The 17,055-nt window shown below is 72.5% G+C and carries 16 protein-coding genes; 11 read left to right on the forward strand and 5 right to left on the reverse strand.

Annotation, left to right across the window (positions count from 1 at the left end; genetic code table 11):
• Positions 1–66 precede the first annotated feature (66 nt).
• The gene (locus tag ACIO3P_RS18745; RefSeq protein WP_401851355.1) at positions 67–2,253 is read right to left on the reverse strand and encodes a prolyl oligopeptidase family serine peptidase; all 2,187 of its coding nucleotides are present in this window, start codon (positions 2,251–2,253) and stop codon (positions 67–69) included.
• Positions 2,254–2,477: 224 nt separating this feature from the next.
• Between ACIO3P_RS18745 and ACIO3P_RS18750 the strand changes: the two genes are divergently transcribed.
• From ACIO3P_RS18750 to ACIO3P_RS18785, 8 genes are all read left to right on the forward strand, one after another.
• Positions 2,478–2,672, forward strand: coding sequence for a hypothetical protein (locus ACIO3P_RS18750; protein WP_329829152.1), 195 nt, complete (start codon positions 2,478–2,480; stop codon positions 2,670–2,672).
• A 190-nt stretch (positions 2,673–2,862) separates the two neighbouring features.
• Positions 2,863–3,795, forward strand: coding sequence for an N-acetyl-1-D-myo-inositol-2-amino-2-deoxy-alpha-D-glucopyranoside deacetylase (mshB, locus tag ACIO3P_RS18755; RefSeq protein WP_401851352.1), 933 nt, complete (start codon positions 2,863–2,865; stop codon positions 3,793–3,795).
• A gap of 26 nt (positions 3,796–3,821) precedes the next feature.
• A complete protein-coding gene (locus ACIO3P_RS18760; RefSeq protein WP_329829156.1) occupies positions 3,822–4,217 on the forward strand; it encodes a DUF6113 family protein in 396 nt (131 codons plus the stop codon).
• A 197-nt stretch (positions 4,218–4,414) separates the two neighbouring features.
• Positions 4,415–6,628 carry a hypothetical protein gene (locus tag ACIO3P_RS18765; RefSeq protein WP_401851349.1) on the forward strand — a complete coding sequence of 738 codons (2,214 nt, stop codon included), beginning with the start codon at positions 4,415–4,417 and terminating at the stop codon, positions 6,626–6,628.
• A gap of 241 nt (positions 6,629–6,869) precedes the next feature.
• Positions 6,870–7,871 (forward strand): ABC transporter ATP-binding protein, encoded by a 1,002-nt coding sequence (locus ACIO3P_RS18770; protein ID WP_401851347.1) that lies wholly within the window; start codon positions 6,870–6,872, stop codon positions 7,869–7,871.
• Complete coding sequence (locus ACIO3P_RS18775; RefSeq protein ID WP_329829162.1) at positions 7,868–8,605, forward strand: ABC transporter permease; 738 nt, start codon at positions 7,868–7,870, stop codon at positions 8,603–8,605. Before ACIO3P_RS18770 ends, ACIO3P_RS18775 begins: the two co-directional genes overlap by 4 nt.
• Positions 8,606–8,670: 65 nt before the next feature.
• Complete coding sequence (locus tag ACIO3P_RS18780) at positions 8,671–9,804, forward strand: sensor histidine kinase (protein WP_401851762.1); 1,134 nt, start codon at positions 8,671–8,673, stop codon at positions 9,802–9,804.
• Positions 9,801–10,415: a response regulator transcription factor gene (locus ACIO3P_RS18785; RefSeq protein ID WP_329829164.1), complete on the forward strand. Its 615-nt coding sequence runs from the start codon at positions 9,801–9,803 to the stop codon at positions 10,413–10,415. The genes ACIO3P_RS18780 and ACIO3P_RS18785 overlap by 4 nt, the downstream gene beginning before the upstream one ends.
• A gap of 27 nt (positions 10,416–10,442) precedes the next feature.
• Here the strand turns inward: ACIO3P_RS18785 and ACIO3P_RS18790 are convergent, their stop codons facing one another.
• Both ACIO3P_RS18790 and ACIO3P_RS18795 read right to left on the reverse strand, forming a co-directional pair.
• Entirely contained in the window at positions 10,443–11,264 is an 822-nt protein-coding gene (locus ACIO3P_RS18790) for a tetratricopeptide repeat protein (protein ID WP_401851344.1), read from the reverse strand.
• Positions 11,261–12,280 carry a GNAT family N-acetyltransferase gene (locus ACIO3P_RS18795; RefSeq protein ID WP_401851343.1) on the reverse strand — a complete coding sequence of 340 codons (1,020 nt, stop codon included), beginning with the start codon at positions 12,278–12,280 and terminating at the stop codon, positions 11,261–11,263. The genes ACIO3P_RS18790 and ACIO3P_RS18795 overlap by 4 nt, the downstream gene beginning before the upstream one ends.
• 140 nt (positions 12,281–12,420) lie before the next feature.
• On the opposite strand from ACIO3P_RS18795, the gene fdxA reads away from it, so the two are divergent.
• Complete coding sequence (fdxA, locus tag ACIO3P_RS18800; protein WP_003985062.1) at positions 12,421–12,741, forward strand: ferredoxin; 321 nt, start codon at positions 12,421–12,423, stop codon at positions 12,739–12,741.
• 79 nt (positions 12,742–12,820) lie between these two features.
• Positions 12,821–13,915, forward strand: a complete 1,095-nt coding sequence (gene dapC, locus ACIO3P_RS18805; RefSeq protein WP_401851340.1) for a succinyldiaminopimelate transaminase — start codon at positions 12,821–12,823, stop codon at positions 13,913–13,915.
• Positions 13,916–14,026: 111 nt separating this feature from the next.
• On the opposite strand, the gene ACIO3P_RS18810 is transcribed toward dapC, so the two are convergent.
• A complete protein-coding gene (locus ACIO3P_RS18810) occupies positions 14,027–14,473 on the reverse strand; it encodes an ATP-binding protein (protein WP_329829190.1) in 447 nt (148 codons plus the stop codon).
• Positions 14,474–14,703: 230 nt separating this feature from the next.
• Positions 14,704–15,753 carry a hypothetical protein gene (locus ACIO3P_RS18815; protein ID WP_329829192.1) on the reverse strand — a complete coding sequence of 350 codons (1,050 nt, stop codon included), beginning with the start codon at positions 15,751–15,753 and terminating at the stop codon, positions 14,704–14,706.
• Between the two features lie 195 nt (positions 15,754–15,948).
• On the opposite strand from ACIO3P_RS18815, the gene dapE reads away from it, so the two are divergent.
• Positions 15,949–17,028 (forward strand): succinyl-diaminopimelate desuccinylase, encoded by a 1,080-nt coding sequence (gene dapE / locus ACIO3P_RS18820; protein ID WP_329829194.1) that lies wholly within the window; start codon positions 15,949–15,951, stop codon positions 17,026–17,028.
• The last annotated feature ends 27 nt before the right edge of the window (positions 17,029–17,055 follow it).

A 17,055-nucleotide genomic window follows, 5' to 3' on the forward strand; every position in this document is an offset into this window, starting at 1 on the left:
ACGGCCGTGCGGGTGCCGTAAACCGGCCGGGACTTCCAGGAGTCCCGGCCGGTTGCCGTTTCCCTGTTACGACAGGCCCAGCGACCGCTTGAGAAAATCGACCTGGAGCAGCAGCAGGTTCTCCGCGATCTCCTCCTGCGGCGTCATGTGGGTCACACCCGTGAGCGGCAGCACCTCATGGGGCCGCCCCGCCGCCAGCAGCGCCGCCGAGAGCTTGAGGGAGTGGGCGACCACCACATTGTCGTCGGCCAGCCCATGGATGATCATCATGGGCCGCGCGGGCTCCGCCGGGGACGAGAGCCCGTCGTCCGTCACGAGCGAGTTGGCCGCGTACACCTCGGGCGTCTCCTGCGGGGTGCCGAGATAGCGCTCCATGTAGTGCGTGTCGTACAGCCGCAGATCGGTGACGGGAGCGCCCACGACCGCCGCGTGGAAGACGTCGGGGCGGCGCAGCACCGCGAGCCCGGCGAGGTAGCCGCCGTACGACCAGCCGCGGATCGCGACCCGGTCGAGGTCGAACGGGAACCGGTCGGCGAGGTCGTGCAGCGCCTCGATCTGGTCGTCCAGGGTGAGCAGCAGATCGCGGTGGACGGACTTCTCCCAGGCGGGGGACCGGCCGGGGGTGCCGCGTCCGTCGGCGACGAGCACCGCGAACCCCTGGTCGGCGAACCACTGCGAGGTGAGGTACGCGTTCTGGGCGGCGACCACGCGCTGGCCGTGCGGGCCGCCGTACGGGTCGAGCAGCACCGGGAGCGGGCCGTCCGACTCCTGGTAGCCCGTGGGGAGCAGGACGGCGCACGGAATTCGCCGTGCGCCCCCCTCGGTGAGCCGCGCGTGCGCCGTGAGCGCCGGAGCCTCCGCGTACGAGGCGATCGAGGCGAGCTGCTTGCCCTCCCGGAAGACCCCCACGGACGCCCCCGCGGTCTCGGGACGGGCCGACACGAGGACGGTCACGTCTCCCGCGCGGACGGCCGAGTGGACCCCGGAGGCCGCCGAGAACCGCTCCGTGCCCAACTCGCTGACGCGGTACACGTGGATCTCGCCGGTCTCGGGATCCGCGGCCTCCTCACCGGCCGACGCCGAGACCAGGACGTCGTGCTCGCCGATGTCCAGCACCGCCCGCACATGCAACTGCGGCCCGGTGAGCGGCCGGTCGCCGACCATCAGGACCCGTGCGCCCCCTTCGTCGGCCAGGCGTACGAGCCGCCCGTCCGGGGCCCAGGCGGGCACCCCGGGGGAGAGTTCGAGCCACGCGGGGTCCTCGTCCTGATGCACGGTCCGGGTGGCACCGGTGTCGGTGTCGACCGCGAGGTAGAGATGGCCGCGCTGATCCCGGCTCTGGACGAGCAGCAGCGGGGCGCCGCCCGCGGACCAGTGGACGCGGGCGAGGTACGGGTGACGGTCCCGGTCCCAGATCACCTCTGTGGGAGGCGTCCCGGTGCCGTCCGTCTCCGCGCCGTCCGTCAAAGGGACCACGAAGAGCCGTACGTCGGCGTTGGGCGTACCGGCCGCCGGATAGGGCACCCGAGACGGCTCCCGGTCCGGGTGGGCCGGGTCGGAGATCCACCAGCGCTGTACGTCCGCCGTGTCCACGCGCGCGACGAGCAGCCGGTCGGAGGCGGGCGACCACCAGTAGCCGCGGGTACGGCTCATCTCCTCGGCCGCGATGAACTCCGCGAGACCATAGGTGACGTCCGCGCTTCCGCCCGCTTCTTCGTCCGTGCCAGGACCCGCCAGCTCGCGGTCCCCTTCCCCGTCCGCCCCGATCACCCGCAGCGCACCACCGGCCACATAGGCGATGTGCCGGCCGTCCGGCGAGGGGCGCGGGTCGATCACCGGCCCCGGCGCGGGGAGTTCGCGCGCCGTCCCGGCCCGCAGTTCGGCCGCGTAGAGGCGCCCTGAGAGGGCGAACGCGGCCAGCTCGGCCTCGGCATCCACCGCGTACCCGACGATGCCTCCAGACCCCTCCCGGCTGCGCTCACGGCGGGCCCGCTCCTCGACCGGGAGTCGCTCCGAGGCGCCGCCGAGCAGCACGCCGGGATCGGCGGCGATCCGGGCGCCCTCCGCACCCGCCGCGGAGCCGTCGAGATCGAGTACCCAGAGGCGGTTCACGCGGTCCGTCCCCGAGGTGGAACGCAGGAAGACCACCCGCGTCCCGTCCGGGGAGACCGTGAACGACCGGGGAGCGCCGAGCGTGAACCGCTGGGTCCTGGCGTGCTGGCGGGGGAACGAGGGACGAGGGCTCAAGGTCATGCGACCGAACCTAACCGAGCGAGTGAGCCGGAAGCAGCCGCAAGTAGCCGGATGCAGCGGTTCGCGACCCCCGTGACGGGGTTCCGTGCGCCCCCATGTGCTGCCGTGCACCGATCGATGCGTACGTACGGATAGTTATGATCCCTAGCGATAGCTGGGTATGAATGAGCCGGGCACATGCACGCTGCGTTTTCCCGACTGAATATCTATGGAGGTGAACCGCCGTGGCACTCTCGATTTCGGCGGTGGTGCTGCTGGCGATCATCGTCTTCCTGCTGGTCCGGAAGTCCGGGCTGAAGGCAGGACACGCGGTGGTCTGCATGCTGCTCGGGTTCTACATGGCCAGTTCCTCCATCGCTCCCACCATCAGCGAACTGACCACGAACGTGGCCGGGATGATCGGTGGCATCAAGTTCTAGCCACCGGGCATCAGCAATCGGCCATTCTTTGCTGAGCGCGCCATCGATCCGGTACCGCCCCTCGGCCTTCGCCACCGCCCACCCGCCGAGGGGCGTCGACCGGTGCTCGCGCATGTCTTCGACCGGTGCTCCCGCGCGGCTTCCGTCGGCTCTCACGGTGGCTGTCGGTGCCGCCTCGTAGGCTGTCCCCATGACCGATCTCCCCGCCCGTCGTCTGCTGCTCGTGCACGCGCACCCCGACGACGAGTCGATCAACAACGGCGCCACCATGGCCAGGTACGCGGCCGACGGCGCCCTGGTCACGCTGGTGACCTGCACCCTCGGCGAGGAGGGCGAGGTCATCGTGCCCGAACTCGCCCACCTGGCGGCCGATCAGGAGGACCGGCTCGGCGCCCACCGCATCGGTGAACTCGCCGAGGCGATGCGGGAGCTGGGTGTCACCGACCACCGCTTCCTCGGCGGGCCCGGCCGGTTCCGGGACTCCGGGATGATGGGCCTGGAGCAGAACGACCGCGAGGGCGCGTTCTGGCACGCCGATGTGGACGAGGCCGCTCCGTACCTCGTGGAGGTCGTCCGCGAGGTGCGCCCCCAGGTGCTCGTCACGTACGACCCGAACGGCGGGTACGGCCACCCCGACCACATCCAGGCCCACCGCGTCGCCATGCGCGCCGCCGAACTGGCGGCCGACCCCGCCTACCGGCCCGAGCTGGGCGCGGCGCACGCCATCGACAAGATCTACTGGAACCGGGTGCCGCGCTCGGTCGCCGAGGAGGGCTTCGCGCGGCTGCGCGCGGCCGGCACCGACTTCCCCGGCGTCACGGACATCGACGACATCCCGGGCGTCGTGGCCGACGCGGAGATCACCGCGGCGCTCGACGGCGCTCCGTACGGCCGGCAGAAGGCGGCGGCGATGCGTGCCCACGCCACCCAAATTGCCGTGGACGGGCCTTTCTTCGCGCTCTCCAACGACCTCGGCCAGCCGATCTTCGCCGCCGAGTACTACCAGTTGGTGCACGGCACGTCCGGAGCGCCCACCGGCGAACGTGAGAGCGACCTTTTCGCCGGGACCGCCGGTTCACAGACCGGTTCGCACGCCGGTCCGCGCGCCGGAGCGGACACGTGAGCACGCGCGAGCCGGGTGGACCGGCCGTGAATCCGCTCACGACCCCGCTCAGCTTCAAACCCGGGCGTATCGCCGCATATCTGGCGCTGGCGGCGCTCGGCGCGCTCGTCGGGATCGCGGGTTCCCTCGCCCAAGGGGGCTGGTTCCCGGGCGGTTTGGCGCTCGCCCTGCTCGCCACCGCCGGGGTCTTCCTCGGCGGGCTGTACGCGACCGGCACCCAGCTCGGCGTGGGGGCGCCCGCCGCCGGATGGCTGATCGCGACGATCGGGCTGAGCATGGGCCGCGCCGAGGGCGACGCGGCCTTCGCCGCAGGTGCCGGGCCCCTTGTCTACCTGCTCGGCGGCATGGTGGTGGCTGTGATGTGTGCCACGATGTCGCGGTTGCCGCAACCGGGCACGAAGTCCGGCCGACTTGGGAAGTGACGCGCCCGGCAGCCGCTGAATTGACCATGCGCGTACGGTCGGCGGAGCATCGCTTCTCACGGTCGTCGGGTCTCCGTCGGTGGAGGCCAGTATGGTGGTGCGCGCTCCGGGCCTTCCCCCCGCTCTCCGGCTGTGGGGGACCTGAACAGTTGAGTACCAGTAAGAACGGGCGGCGGAGCCAACCGGGAGAACCTGCTTTGAGTCGTGAAACTGACAGTTCGTCCTCCGGGCCCCAGGGGCGCGGCGGAGCCGCGTACCCCTCGGGGACACCGCCGTACGGATCCCGCCAGTATCCGTCGCTGCATCCCCAGCAGGACGCTCCGGAGGAGACAGAGACCGCGCCCGCCGCACAGCCGGACGAGCCGAGAACCGAGACGACGCTGACCACCCGGATCCGGATCAACATCCCGGGTTCACGGCCGATTCCGCCCGTCGTGATGCGTACGCCGATGAGCGACATCGACAGCACCGACGGCCGGGGCGTCCCGGCCGGCGAGCGCACGGGCAGCACCCCGAAGCCCACGGCGGCCCAGGACATGTCCGAGACCAGGCCGATCGACATCGTCGGCGAGCAGCGCTCCGCAGTCCAGGCCGGCAAGGGCGCGGACGGCGAGAACGGCGACGGCCGGGACAAGCCGACCAGCGACTGGTTCGCGCCACGCAAGGCGGCCGCGGGAACAGCCGCGGGCATGAGCGCGGGCGCCGCAGCCGTCGCCGGCGCGACCTCGACGGCGCCCTCCGCCCCGTCCTCGACGCCGTCGCCGGACCCGGGCGGCGAGAACCGCGCGGAGTCGCCGTACGGCTCGGACTACTCCAACGGCACCGACTACTCCACCGGATCCCACCGGCTGGGCGGCGCGGGCGGCTCCTCGCTCAGCGATCTCGCCGCCGAGGGGCTGGCGACGGGCGGCGGCCCCACCACTCCGGCGTTCGGCACGCGTCCCCCGGGCGCGCCCACCGGTCCGTCCGGCCCCACCACGGGACCGGTCCCCGGCAGCGCCTCGTTCGGCACCCCGCCGGCGTCCCTGGGCACCGCGCCCGGGGCGGGCCGGATCGGCGCCCCCCGGCTCTCCGACGACACCGCCGTGCTGACCCCGCAGCAGCCTGCGCCGGAGCCGGGCCCCGGCGGCCAGGTCTCGGGCGACACGCTCACCAGCGGTATCCCGGTGGTGCCGGCGGAGCGCCACGCGCCGTTCCCCGGGTCGGGCCCGGGGGCCGGTGGTCCGCGTAAGGACGGGGCGCCCGGCGGTCCTGGTGGCCCCGGCGCACCCGGCGGTCCCGGTGCCGCGGGGTCCGGTCCGTTCGGACGGGAACACGACTTCTCGGCGCCCGACTTCCCCGGTCCGGTCGGCGCGGCGGGCACCACGCCGCCCGCGGGCAAGGGAGCGGCGGGCACCGCTCCGGCGACTCCGTCACCGGCGTCCGGGGCCGCGTCCGGTTCCGGGTCCGCGTCCGCGCCCGCCAAGAAGGGCCGCTCCAAGCTGGCGCTCCTCGGTGTCGCCGTTGTGGTGGTGGCCGGTGGTCTCTACGGCGCCGGACTGCTGATGAACCACTCCGACGTGCCGAAGGGCACCACGGTCCTCGGGGTCGACATCGGCGGTGGCACCCGCGACCAGGCGGTCAACAAGCTCGACGACACCCTCGGCAAACGCGCCTCCGCCCCGCTGCGGCTCAGCATCGGTGGCACGACGGAGGAGCTGGCCCCCGACAAGGCGGGCCTCAGCCTGGACAGCCAGGCGACGGTGCGCAACGCGGCGGGCAGCGACTACAACCCGGTCTCGGTGATCGGCTCGCTCTTCGGCGGCGCGCGCGTCGCCGAGCCGGTGATCCCCGTCGACGAGGAGAAGCTGAGCGTCGCACTGGCCGACCTGGCGGGCGTCTCCGGCTCGGCCAGCGAGGGCACGATCAAGTTCGAGCCGGGCAAGGCCGTCGCCGTACCCGGCAAGGCGGGCAAGGCGCTGGACGTCAACCACTCGATCATCTCGACCCGGGACGCCTATCGCGCCCAGGTCCAGACGGGCAAGGCGAACAGCATCGAACTTCCCGTCGTCTCCCGCGAGCCGACCGTCGACCAGGCGGAGCTGGACCGGGCGATGAGGGAGTTCGCCGAGCCCGCGATGTCCGGCCTGATCACCATCCAGGCGGGCGGCAAGCAGATCCAGTTCGGGCCCGCCAAGTCGCTGCCGAAGATCCTCTCGATGAAGGCGGTCGACGGAAAGCTCGTCGAGGTCTACGACAGGAACGCCATCGACCAGCTCCTCGACGGCGTCTTCGACGGCATCACGATCACCAAGGGCGACGGCAAGCAGTACCCGGTCTCCTCGGCCGATGTGGCGCAGGCCATGCAGAAGGCGCTGCGGGGCAAGACCCCGGCGGAGCGTACGCAGGAGATCAGCCTCGACCCGAGTTAGTACGTATGTACGTACGGACGGACAGGGCTTGGTCCCGGTCGCTGGGCGGGCCTCACCGGAGGCCCGCCCAGCGCCGTTCGGGGGGCGCGGGTTCGAAGCCGGTGGTTCGCCGGTGGTTCGATGCGGCGGTTCGAGGTCGGCGTTCGGGAGCCTTGTCACGGTTCGGGGATGACGGATGTCATGCCGGAGTCACGACCGGTGACACTGCCGCGGGAACCCGGTCCCGGGCGACCCTTTCGGTATGACATCGACAGACCGGACGACCGGGACCGTGACGGACCGGGCGACTTCGGCGGCCACCGCCGTGGTCGATTTCGACCAGGTGAGCAAGAGCTACGGAGCCGTCCACGCGGTCGCCGGGCTCAGCCTCGCCCTTCACCCCGGCGAGACCGTGGCGCTCCTCGGCCCCAACGGCGCGGGGAAGTCCACCGCCCTCGATCTGCTGCTCGGGCTCAGAAAGGCCGACTCCGGCACCGTCACCCTCTTCGGTACGAGCCCCCAGGAGGCCATAGCCGCCGGGCGCGTGGGCGCGATGCTCCAGAGCGGCGGCCTGATGGAGGAGGTCACGGTCCGCGAGCTGGTCACGCTCGCCTGTGCGCTGCACCCCCGGCCGTACGCCGTCTCCGACGTGCTGGCCGGCGCCGGGATCACCCGAATAGCCGACCGCATGGTCAACAAACTCTCCGGCGGTCAGGAACAGCGCGTGCGCTTCGCCCTCGCCACGGCGGGCGCCAACGACCTGATCGTCCTCGACGAGCCGACCACCGGGATGGACGTCACCGCACGGCAGGCATTCTGGGCCACGATGCGGGAGCAGGCACGCCAGGGGCGTACGGTCCTGTTCGCCACGCACTACCTGGAAGAGGCCGACGCCATCGCGGACCGGGTGCTGGTCCTCCACCGGGGCAAGCTGCTGGCCGACGGCACCGCCACCGAGATCAAGGCGAAGGCGGGGGCCCGCCGGATCTCCTTCGACCTGACCGGTCCCGACGGCCCGACCGGCCCCGGCCGTGTGACCGGCCCCGGCGGCGTGATCGACGAGGAGGCGCTGCGCGGGCTGCCGTTCCTCAGCTCGCTCTCGGTCTCCGGCGCCACCGTCCGTATGCAGTCGCACAACGCCGACGCGACCGTGCACGCGCTGTACGGGCTCGGGGTCTACCCGCGCAACCTCGAAGTCGCGGGGCTCGGCCTGGAGCAGGCATTCGTCGCCATCACCGAGGCCGAGGAGGCCAGGACAGCGTGAACACCCTCATCAAGCTGGAAATCATCCGCACCCTGCGGAACAAGAAGTTCATGTTCTTCTCGATCATCTACCCCTCGGTGCTCTTCCTGGTGATAGCGGGCCCCCAGGACAACAGCACGGTCCCCGGCACCCGCCTGCCGATGGGCGCCTTCTACATGGTCGCCATGGCCTCCTTCGGCGCCCTGACCGCCGTCCTGATGGGCAACAGCGAGAAGATCGCCAAGGAGCGTGAGAAGGGCTGGGTCCGCCAGCTCCGGCTGACCCCGCTGCCCGGTCACGGCTATGTGCTCGCCAAAATAGCCTCGGCGGCCGTGGTCACGCTGCCGTCGATCGTCATAGTGTTCGTCGTCGCCGGCGCCTCCAAGGGCGTACGGCTGGACGCCTGGCAGTGGCTCGCGCTCACCGGCGTCATCTGGGCGGGCAGCCTCTGTTTCGCGGCGCTCGGCGTGGCCATCGGCTACCTGGCCTCCGGCGACGCCGTCCGGCCGATCACGATGATCACGTACTTCGGGCTCTCCCTCCTGGGCGGCCTGTGGATGCCCACCACGATCTACCCGCAGTGGCTGCAGAACGTCTCCTCCTGGCTCCCCACCCACGCGTACGCGGGCCTCGGACAGGCCGTCGAACTGGGCGGCGCCCCGCACATGAAGGACGTGACCCTCCTCGTCGCGTACTTCCTGCTCTTCGCGGGCGGTGCCGCCTGGCTGTACCGGAAGGACACACTGAAGACGTGAGCGACACGTACACCATCCCGATCGGACAGCGCCCGGAGAACCGCCAGGGGTCCCTCGCCAAATTCATGTGGATCGGCGTCTGGCTGACCTTCATGGGCGCTCCGGTGAGCGATCTCGCCGACGGCTCCCACACCACCTGGGCGGTCGTGCTCGGCGCGCTCGGCCTGGTCGTCTTCGTGGCGGCCTACCTGATCACGATCTTCCGCCACACCAGCAGGCTGCTCGACCGGCGTGCCGTCTACGGCATCCTGCTCTTCCAGATCACCCTCGCGGTGGTGCTCCCCCTCACCATGGGCACGGCCTGGCTGGTGCTCTTCGTGTACGTGTCGGTCTCGGCCGGGGCCGCCCTGCCGCTCTCCGGTGCCCGGCTGGCGATCCCGGCCGTCACCGGCGCGATGGTCCTCGTCGGGTTCCACAAGGAGGACGCGGCCGACTTCCTCACCGCCCTGGTCATCCCCGCGCTGCTCGGCGGCTTCGCGATGTCGGGCGTACGGCAGCTCGTGCGGACGACGGTCGAGCTGCGCGAGGCACGGGCCGCCGTCGCCGAGCTCGCCGCCAACGAGGAGCGGCTGCGGCTCGCCCGCGATCTCCACGACCTCCTCGGCCACTCCCTCTCCCTGATCACCCTCAAGAGTGAACTGGCCGGACGGATGCTGCCCGGCCGGCCGGACCGGGCGGCCGAGCAGATAGCCGATATCGAGCGGGTCAGCCGCCAGGCGCTCACCGACGTACGGGAAGCCGTCACCGGCTACCGCAGACCCACCCTGCCGGGTGAGCTGGCCGGGGCGCGTACCGCGCTGGCGGTCGCGGGGATCGTTGCGGAGGTCCCCGGTGAGATCCCGGAGCTCCTCCCCGAAGGGGAGCTGGCCGAGGAGTGCGAGGCGGCGCTCGCCTGGTCGCTGCGCGAGGCCGTCACCAACGTCGTACGGCACAGCGGGGCCCGCCGCTGCACCGTCACCCTCGCCCCGCGTCAGACGCTGGACGGACCGGTGCTGGAACTCACCGTCGAGGACGACGGCGGCGGCCACGGCGCGAGCGCGGTGACCGGCCACGGCGGAGCGGCGCCCGGCAACGGCCTCACCGGCCTGTCGGAACGGCTCGCGAAGATCGGCGGCACCCTGGAGACGGACGCGTCCCGCAGGGGATTCGTCCTCACCGCCCGTGCCCCGATCGGCACCCCCCTAGGATCCGCCGCATGAGCCACATGATCAGGGTTCTCCTCGCGGAGGACCAGTCCATGGTGCGCGAGGCCCTGGCCGCGCTGCTCGGCCTCGAACCGGACATCGAGGTCGTCGCCCAAGTGGCCCGGGGCGACGAGGTGCTCGCCGCCGCGCGGGCTCACGAAGTGGATGTCGCGCTCCTCGACATCGAGATGCCCGGCATGACCGGCATCGAGGCAGCGGCGGCCCTGAGCGGGGCGCTGCCCGAGGTCAAGGTGGTCGTCCTCACCACCTTCGGCCGCCCCGGCTATCTGCGCCGGGCGATGGAGTCGGGCGCGGACGCCTTCCTGGTCAAGGACGCCCCGGCGGCCCAACTGGCCTCGGCGGTACGGCAGGTCCTCGCCGGTGAGCGCGTCATCGACCCCACCCTCGCGGCGGCGGCCCTGGCCGACGGCGCGAACCCGCTCACCGAGCGGGAGCGCGAGGTGCTGCGCGTCGCGTCCGACGGCTCGACGAACGCCGAGGTGGCCGACGCGCTGCGGCTCTCCCAGGGCACCGTGCGGAACTACCTCTCGACGGCCATCCAGAAGCTCGCGGCCCGCAACCGGGCGGAGGCGGTCCGCATCGCGCGGGAGAAGGGCTGGCTGTAAGGGCGGCAAGGGGAGGTGAAGGCGCCGTCAGTTGAGCATGGCACGGGCCGCGCGGGCCTTTCTGCGGATGGCCTCCGCCGTGGAGGGTTCCACCGCCGCCACCACCCGTGCGTACTCCTCCATCTCCGCCGCCCCGCTCAGGAACTCCCCGCGCTGGACCAGCAACTGGGCGCGGTCGTAGCGCAGCCGGGCCGGGTGGGCAGGGAGGAGGAGGGAGAGTTCGACGGCCCAGAGCGCCACATCGGTGCGTTCGGGGCGGGTCGCGGCCCAGGCGCGGATGTTGTTCAGGACGCGCCGCACGATGTCCAGCGCCGCCGCGGGGCGGAACGAGGCCGGGTCGGGCGGGGCGCCCGTCACGCTGGTGACCAGGAGGTCCGTGTCGTCGCTCGTCAGCAGGCGCCCGGCGGCGAACGGGTCGGCCAGGATCCGTTCGGCCGGGTCGCCGAAACCGACCACGAAGTGGCCGGGCAGCGCCAGCCCGTACACCGGCGCCCCCGCACGGCGGGCGACCTCGATCCAGACCACCGAGAGGAGGATCGGCAGCCCGCGCCGCCGCCGCACCACTGCGGGCAGCAGCGAGGACTCCAGCCGCTCGTAGTCGGTCGGGGAGCCGTGGAAGCCGTAGCGCCCGCCGAGCAGCTCCGCGAGCGCCGCCGCCCACGCACGCGCCCCCCTGACGCCGAAGGGCAGCAGCCCGGCGAGCCGGTCCAGCTCGGCCTGGACGGCATCGAGATCCGGCTCGGTGAGGGCCGGCTCGCCCTCCGCGCCGACGAGCAGGCAGAGCGTCGCCAGATCGGGCCGGTCCGCGCGCGCCTCCTCGGCGAACCGCCGGCGCCGGTCGCCGCTCACGGTGACCGGAAATGGTGGTAGCGGTGGTGGACGGCGAAGCCCATGCCGTCGTACAGGGCCCGCGCGCCCTCGTTGTCCGCCTCCACCTGGAGCCAGGCGGCGGACGCGCCCTCGTCCAGCGCGCGGCGGGCGAGCGCGGTCATCACCGTCGTGGCCAGGCCGCGTCTGCGGTACGCGGGGTCGACCTCCACCGCCATGAACCCCGCCCACCGCCCGTCGACCACACACCGGCCGATCGCCGCGGGCGTCCCGTCCCCCTCCGGGCCGTCGTCCCTGGCCACGGCCGCGAACCACACCGAGGGGCCGCTGCGCAGGACCTGGAGGACATGGGGCCCCGGCTCCTCGGAGGAGCGCTGGTAGCGCCGCAGCCAGGGCTCGCCCAGATCGACGGGCCGGACGAGCCGGACGGCGGAGAGGTCGTCGTCCCGGTCGGCCAGCGGCGCGAGCGCGGCGACGCGTACCTCCGCCGTCACCTCCGAACGCCAGCCGCGCCGCTCCAGCTCCGCGCAGAGCACCTCCTGCGTGGACTCGGCGCCGGTCGCGGCCTGGACGTACGCGGGCAGCCCCCGCTCCCCGTACCACTGGCGTACCCGCGCCAACGCCTCGTCGAGCGGCATGCCGGGGTCACCGAGGGGTAGAACGGAATTGGCCCGCCGCGTGAAGCCGGACGCGGCCCTCAGCAGCCAGTCACCCAGCGGCTCGCTCTCCACCGGCTGCCAGGAGCGCGCGCAGACCCGTGCCAGCTCCTCGAACGACGCCGCGGGGCCCCGGCGCCTGGCCGGGGCGGTGGGCACGACCTTGCCCGCGACCAGTGCGGATTCAGGGACGCGCACACTCTCCCCGGTCCGGCGTGTGATGAGCAGCACACCACCGTCCCAGGATGTGAGAACGCCCACCGTGTCGGTGAACTTCTCCGGGCCTGTACCGCCCTCCGTCAGTTGTCTGACTGATACACGTTTGCCCACGTCAGAGGGGGTTACGTAGACCTCAAGTCGTCCGCCGCCAGTGAATTCCACAGCTCTGTCCGCCCCTCCTGTTCGGATCGCGCTCAAGAACGGAGATACTAGATGTGGGCATCGACGACGCCGCGCTCCCGCGCGCCCGTGGACGGAGCCGCAGATCGGCCCGCCGCGCCCTATCGAGGAGGAACGACAGCGTGACCTACGTCATCGCGCAGCCTTGTGTCGACGTCAAGGACAAGGCGTGCATCGAGGAGTGCCCGGTCGACTGCATCTACGAGGGCTCCCGGTCCTTGTACATCCACCCGGACGAATGCGTCGACTGTGGAGCCTGTGAGCCGGTCTGCCCGGTCGAGGCCATCTTCTACGAGGACGACACCCCGGAGGAGTGGAAGGACTACTACAAGGCGAATGTCGAGTTCTTCGACGAGCTCGGTTCGCCCGGCGGTGCTTCCAAGCTCGGCCTGATCGAGCGCGACCACCCCTTCATCGCCGCACTGCCGCCGCAGAACGGCTGACAGCGCGCCCCCGGTCCCGTACGGCTCCCCGCCGTACGGGACCGTGGTGTTTGGCACACGAGAAAGAATGAGTGAGCACGTGTCAGCAGTCTCTTCGCGCCTTCCCGTCTTTCCCTGGGACAAGCTGGAGCCCTACAAAGCGACCGCGGCGGCCCACCCGGACGGGATCGTGGACCTGTCCGTCGGCACGCCCGTCGACCCGGTTCCCGCACTGGTCCAGCAGGCCCTGATCGACGCCGCGAACTCGCCCGGGTATCCGACGGTGTGGGGCACGGCCGAGCTGCGGGACTCGCTGACCGGCTGGGTGGAGCGGCGGCTCGGCGCGCACGGAGTGGGCCACGCGAACGTACTGCCGGTGGTCGGCTCCAAGGAGCTGGTGGCCTGGCTGCCGACGCAGCTCGGGCTCGGGGCGGGCGACCGGGTCGCGTACCCGCTGCTCGCGTACCCGACGTACGAGGTGGGGGCGCGGCTCTGCGGCGCCGAACCCGTCGCGTACGACGATCCCACGGAGCTGGACCCCGCCGAGCTGAAGCTGCTCTGGCTGAACTCGCCGTCCAACCCCACCGGACGCGTGCTGTCCAAGGACGAGCTGACCCGGATCGTCGCCTGGGCGCGCGAGCACGGTGTGCTGCTCTTCAGCGACGAGTGCTACCTGGAACTGGGCTGGGAGTCCGAGCCCGTCTCCGTGCTCCACCCGGACGTCTGCGGCGGTACGTACGAGGGCATCGTCGCCGTCCACTCGCTCTCCAAGCGCTCCAACCTGGCCGGGTACCGCGCGGCCTTCCTCGCGGGCGACGCGGCCGTCCTGGGCGAGCTGCTGAAGATCCGCAAGCACGGCGGGATGATGGTGCCGGCGCCGGTGCAGGCGGCCACGGTCGCGGCGCTCGGCGACGACACGCACGTACAGGAGCAGCGGGAGCGGTACGCGGCCCGGCGCACCGCGCTGCGCGCCGCGCTGGAGGCGCACGGATTCCGTGTCGACCACAGCGAGGCGAGCCTCTACCTCTGGTCGACGCGTGACGAGCCGTGCTGGGACACCGTGGCGCACCTCGCCGGGCTGGGCATCCTGGTCGCACCCGGCGACTTCTACGGTCCGGCGGGCGAGCGGCACGTACGGGTGGCGCTGACGGCCACCGACGAACGGATCGACGCGGCGGTCAAGCGCCTGGCGTGATCCACCGGCGTACGCCGAGGGCCCGGGGAGCGCGCGCTCCCCGGGCCCTCGTTTCGTACCCGTCGTACACGGGGGTACGAGCCGGTGTGCGAGGCCGCGTACCGGCCCGGGTCAGCCGATCGGCAGGCCCTTCACCGGGAGCTGCCCCAGCGGCAGACCGCCCTGAGGGGCCTTGACCGGGGCCGCGCCCTCCGTGGCCGTCCTGGCGGTCTCGCCCAGAACGGTGCCCGCGCTGCCCGCCGTCTCGCCCGCCGCCTTCTGGACGGCGGGCGTCGCCGTCTGCACGGCCTTGCCGACGGTCCTGCCCGCGGCGGGCACGCCCTTCGCGACGGCCTTGCCGCCGGTGCTGCCCACGGCCTGGGTGGCCTTCTGCGCCCCGTTGCCGACGGTGTCGCCCACGGCGGCGCCGTCGAGCGCAGTGACCGCGCCCAGATCGGTGGTCTGCGGGAGTCCCGCCGCGCTCGCGGACCCGGCCGCGCCGATCACCGGGGCGGCGCCCGCCGCGATGAGCAGCGCGGCACGGGCGATCCGGCGGGTCAGGGGGAGGTTCGCGGACATGATGGCTCCTTGGAGGGCTTGAGGGGAGAACGGTGCGTGTCGCTTGTCCGTCGATCGGCAGATCCGTCGATCGGACGTAGTGACAACCCCTCGAAGGGCGGCGAAGGATGCGGTGGGCGCGGGTAAAGAGTAGGTAATGCGCCGCGTGACCCTCCCGGAGCGAGGCGGACTCGCCCGTCCGGGTGATCAGTCGTACTGCTGGGCGCCCCGCTCCGCGGCCCGCCGCCCGGCTACCGAGCGGTGCCGATACGGACCACTCCCGCACCGGAGTTCGGACCGGAATCCGCGCCGGACGTCCGGCCGCCCGCGGCCCCCTCCACCCGCTGCCAGCCCCGGTGCGCCTGCCCGGCCCGCCACACGCGGCCCGCGTAGGCGACCTCGTCGATCCGCAGCGCCGTGGACTGGGCCACCGCCCAGTGCGCCAGCTCCCAGCCCCGCTGCGAGGCCGTGCTCCCGGCGACAGACCCGTCGGTCTCGTCGGTCCCGCCGGATCCGTCGGACCCGCCCGCCTCACCGGCCACCGAGGCCCCGCGCTCGCCGCCCGTGGCACCGGCCGCGGCCGGCACCGGTACGGAGACCTCGTGCGCGGCGTCCGCGGGCTTCACCTCGGCCCCGAAGTCCCGCGTCAGCGCGGCCCGTACCTTCGCCGGGTCCCCGGGCGTGATGCCGGTCGGCGTCGAACACGTCAGCGACGCGGCGGACCGGCCGGTGAGCGCGGCGGACAGCAGCGTGGCGTCCGGCTCGTGCTTCGCGTACGCCTGCGGGAAACCGCTGCGCTGGACGCGCTGCGCCGCCTCCGTGAGCGGCAGCCGCGAGTAGCCGGGAACCTCGATGAGGTGGTCGTAGAACTCGCCCGCCGAATAGACCGGATCCTGGATCTGCGCGGCCGTGCCCCACCCCTTCGACGGGCGCTGCTGGAACAGACCGAGCGAGTCGCGGTCACCGTGGTCGAGATTGCGCAGCGCGGACTCCTGGAGGGCGGTCGCCAGCGCGATCGTCACCGCCCGCTCCGGCAGTCCCCGGCTGGAGCCGACGGCGGCGATCGTGGCCGCGTTGGCCGCCTGCTCCGGGGTCATCTCGTACGTCGCGCTGCCGTCGCCGGGCTCGTCCCCGGCGCGGGCCTCGCAGCGCGGTGGGCCCCCGCCGCCGCTCAGATACTGCACCGTCACGTAGCAGGCCACGGCCAGCAGAACGATTAAGGAACCCGCGATGCGCAGGAGACGTCCGCGACGGGAACGAGGGCGCGAGGCGGAGGAGGAAGGAGAGACGGGCTCTGACACGGGCCCACCGTACTGGAGTCGGAGGGGGCCGGCGGCCCGGTCAGGAAGACCCGTCACGACGGTTCCGAGGGCCCGGCGCCGCGCCCCGTCACGGCCGCCCCGCCGGTACGGCGCGCGGGCGCGCGGAGGTGGTGAGGACCGGCGCGCGGATCAGGCCGGGAGGGGGGTGTCAGTCTGGCGTATTAGGGTCGAAGCATGTCTGAGACACCGCTCGACCTCACCCTGGACGGCCCCGCGCTCACCGCGCGACTGGTCGACTTCCCCTCGGTCAGCGGCGAGGAGAAGCCGCTCGCCGACGCGATCGAGCAGGCGCTGCGCGCTCTGCCGCATCTCACCGTCGACCGGCACGGCAACAACGTCGTGGCGCGGACCGCACTGGGGCGGGACGAGCGGGTCATCCTGGCCGGACACATCGACACCGTCCCGATCGCGGACAACGTGCCCTCCCGGCTCGACGCCGACGGGGTGCTGTGGGGGTGCGGCACCAGCGACATGAAGTCGGGCGTCGCCGTACAGCTCCGTATCGCCGCGACCGTCCCCGAACCCAACCGCGACCTCACGTTCGTCTTCTACGACAACGAGGAGGTCGCCGCGGACCTCAACGGCCTCGGACATGTCGCCGACGCCCATCCCGACTGGCTGGAGGGCGACTTCGCCGTCCTGCTGGAGCCCTCCGACGGTGAGGTCGAGGGCGGCTGCCAGGGCACGCTGCGGGTCTTCCTGCGCACGGCGGGGGAGCGGGCGCACTCCGCGCGGAGCTGGATGGGGTCCAACGCCATCCACGCCGCCACGCCGATCCTCCAGCGCCTCGCCGCGTACGAGCCGCGCCGGCCGGTCATCGACGGGCTGGAGTTCCACGAGGGGCTCAACGCCGTACGGATCGAGGGGGGCGTCGCCACCAACGTCATCCCCGACGCGTGCACCGTCGTCGTCAACTACCGCTACGCGCCGGACCGCAGCGAGGAGGAGGCCCTGGCCCACGTCCACGAGGTCTTCGAAGGATGCGGTGTCACCGAGTTCGTCGTGGACGACCACTCGGGCGCAGCCCTGCCCGGACTCTCGCACCCGGCCGCCGCCGCCTTCATGACGGCCGTCGGAGGCAAGGCGCGGCCCAAGTTCGGCTGGACGGACGTCTCGCGCTTCGGCGCGCTCGGGGTCCCCGCGGTCAACTACGGACCCGGTAACCCGCTGCTCGCCCACAAGCGGGACGAGCGGGTGGCCGTCGAACGGATCACACACTGCGAGGACCGGCTCCGCGAGTGGCTCACGCGGTGACGGCCCCGGGGCAAGCCCCGGCTCACC

Origin of the sequence: Streptomyces sp. NPDC087310 (genome assembly GCF_044744405.1) — a bacterium.
Taxonomy (GTDB): Bacteria; Actinomycetota; Actinomycetes; order Streptomycetales; family Streptomycetaceae; genus Streptomyces.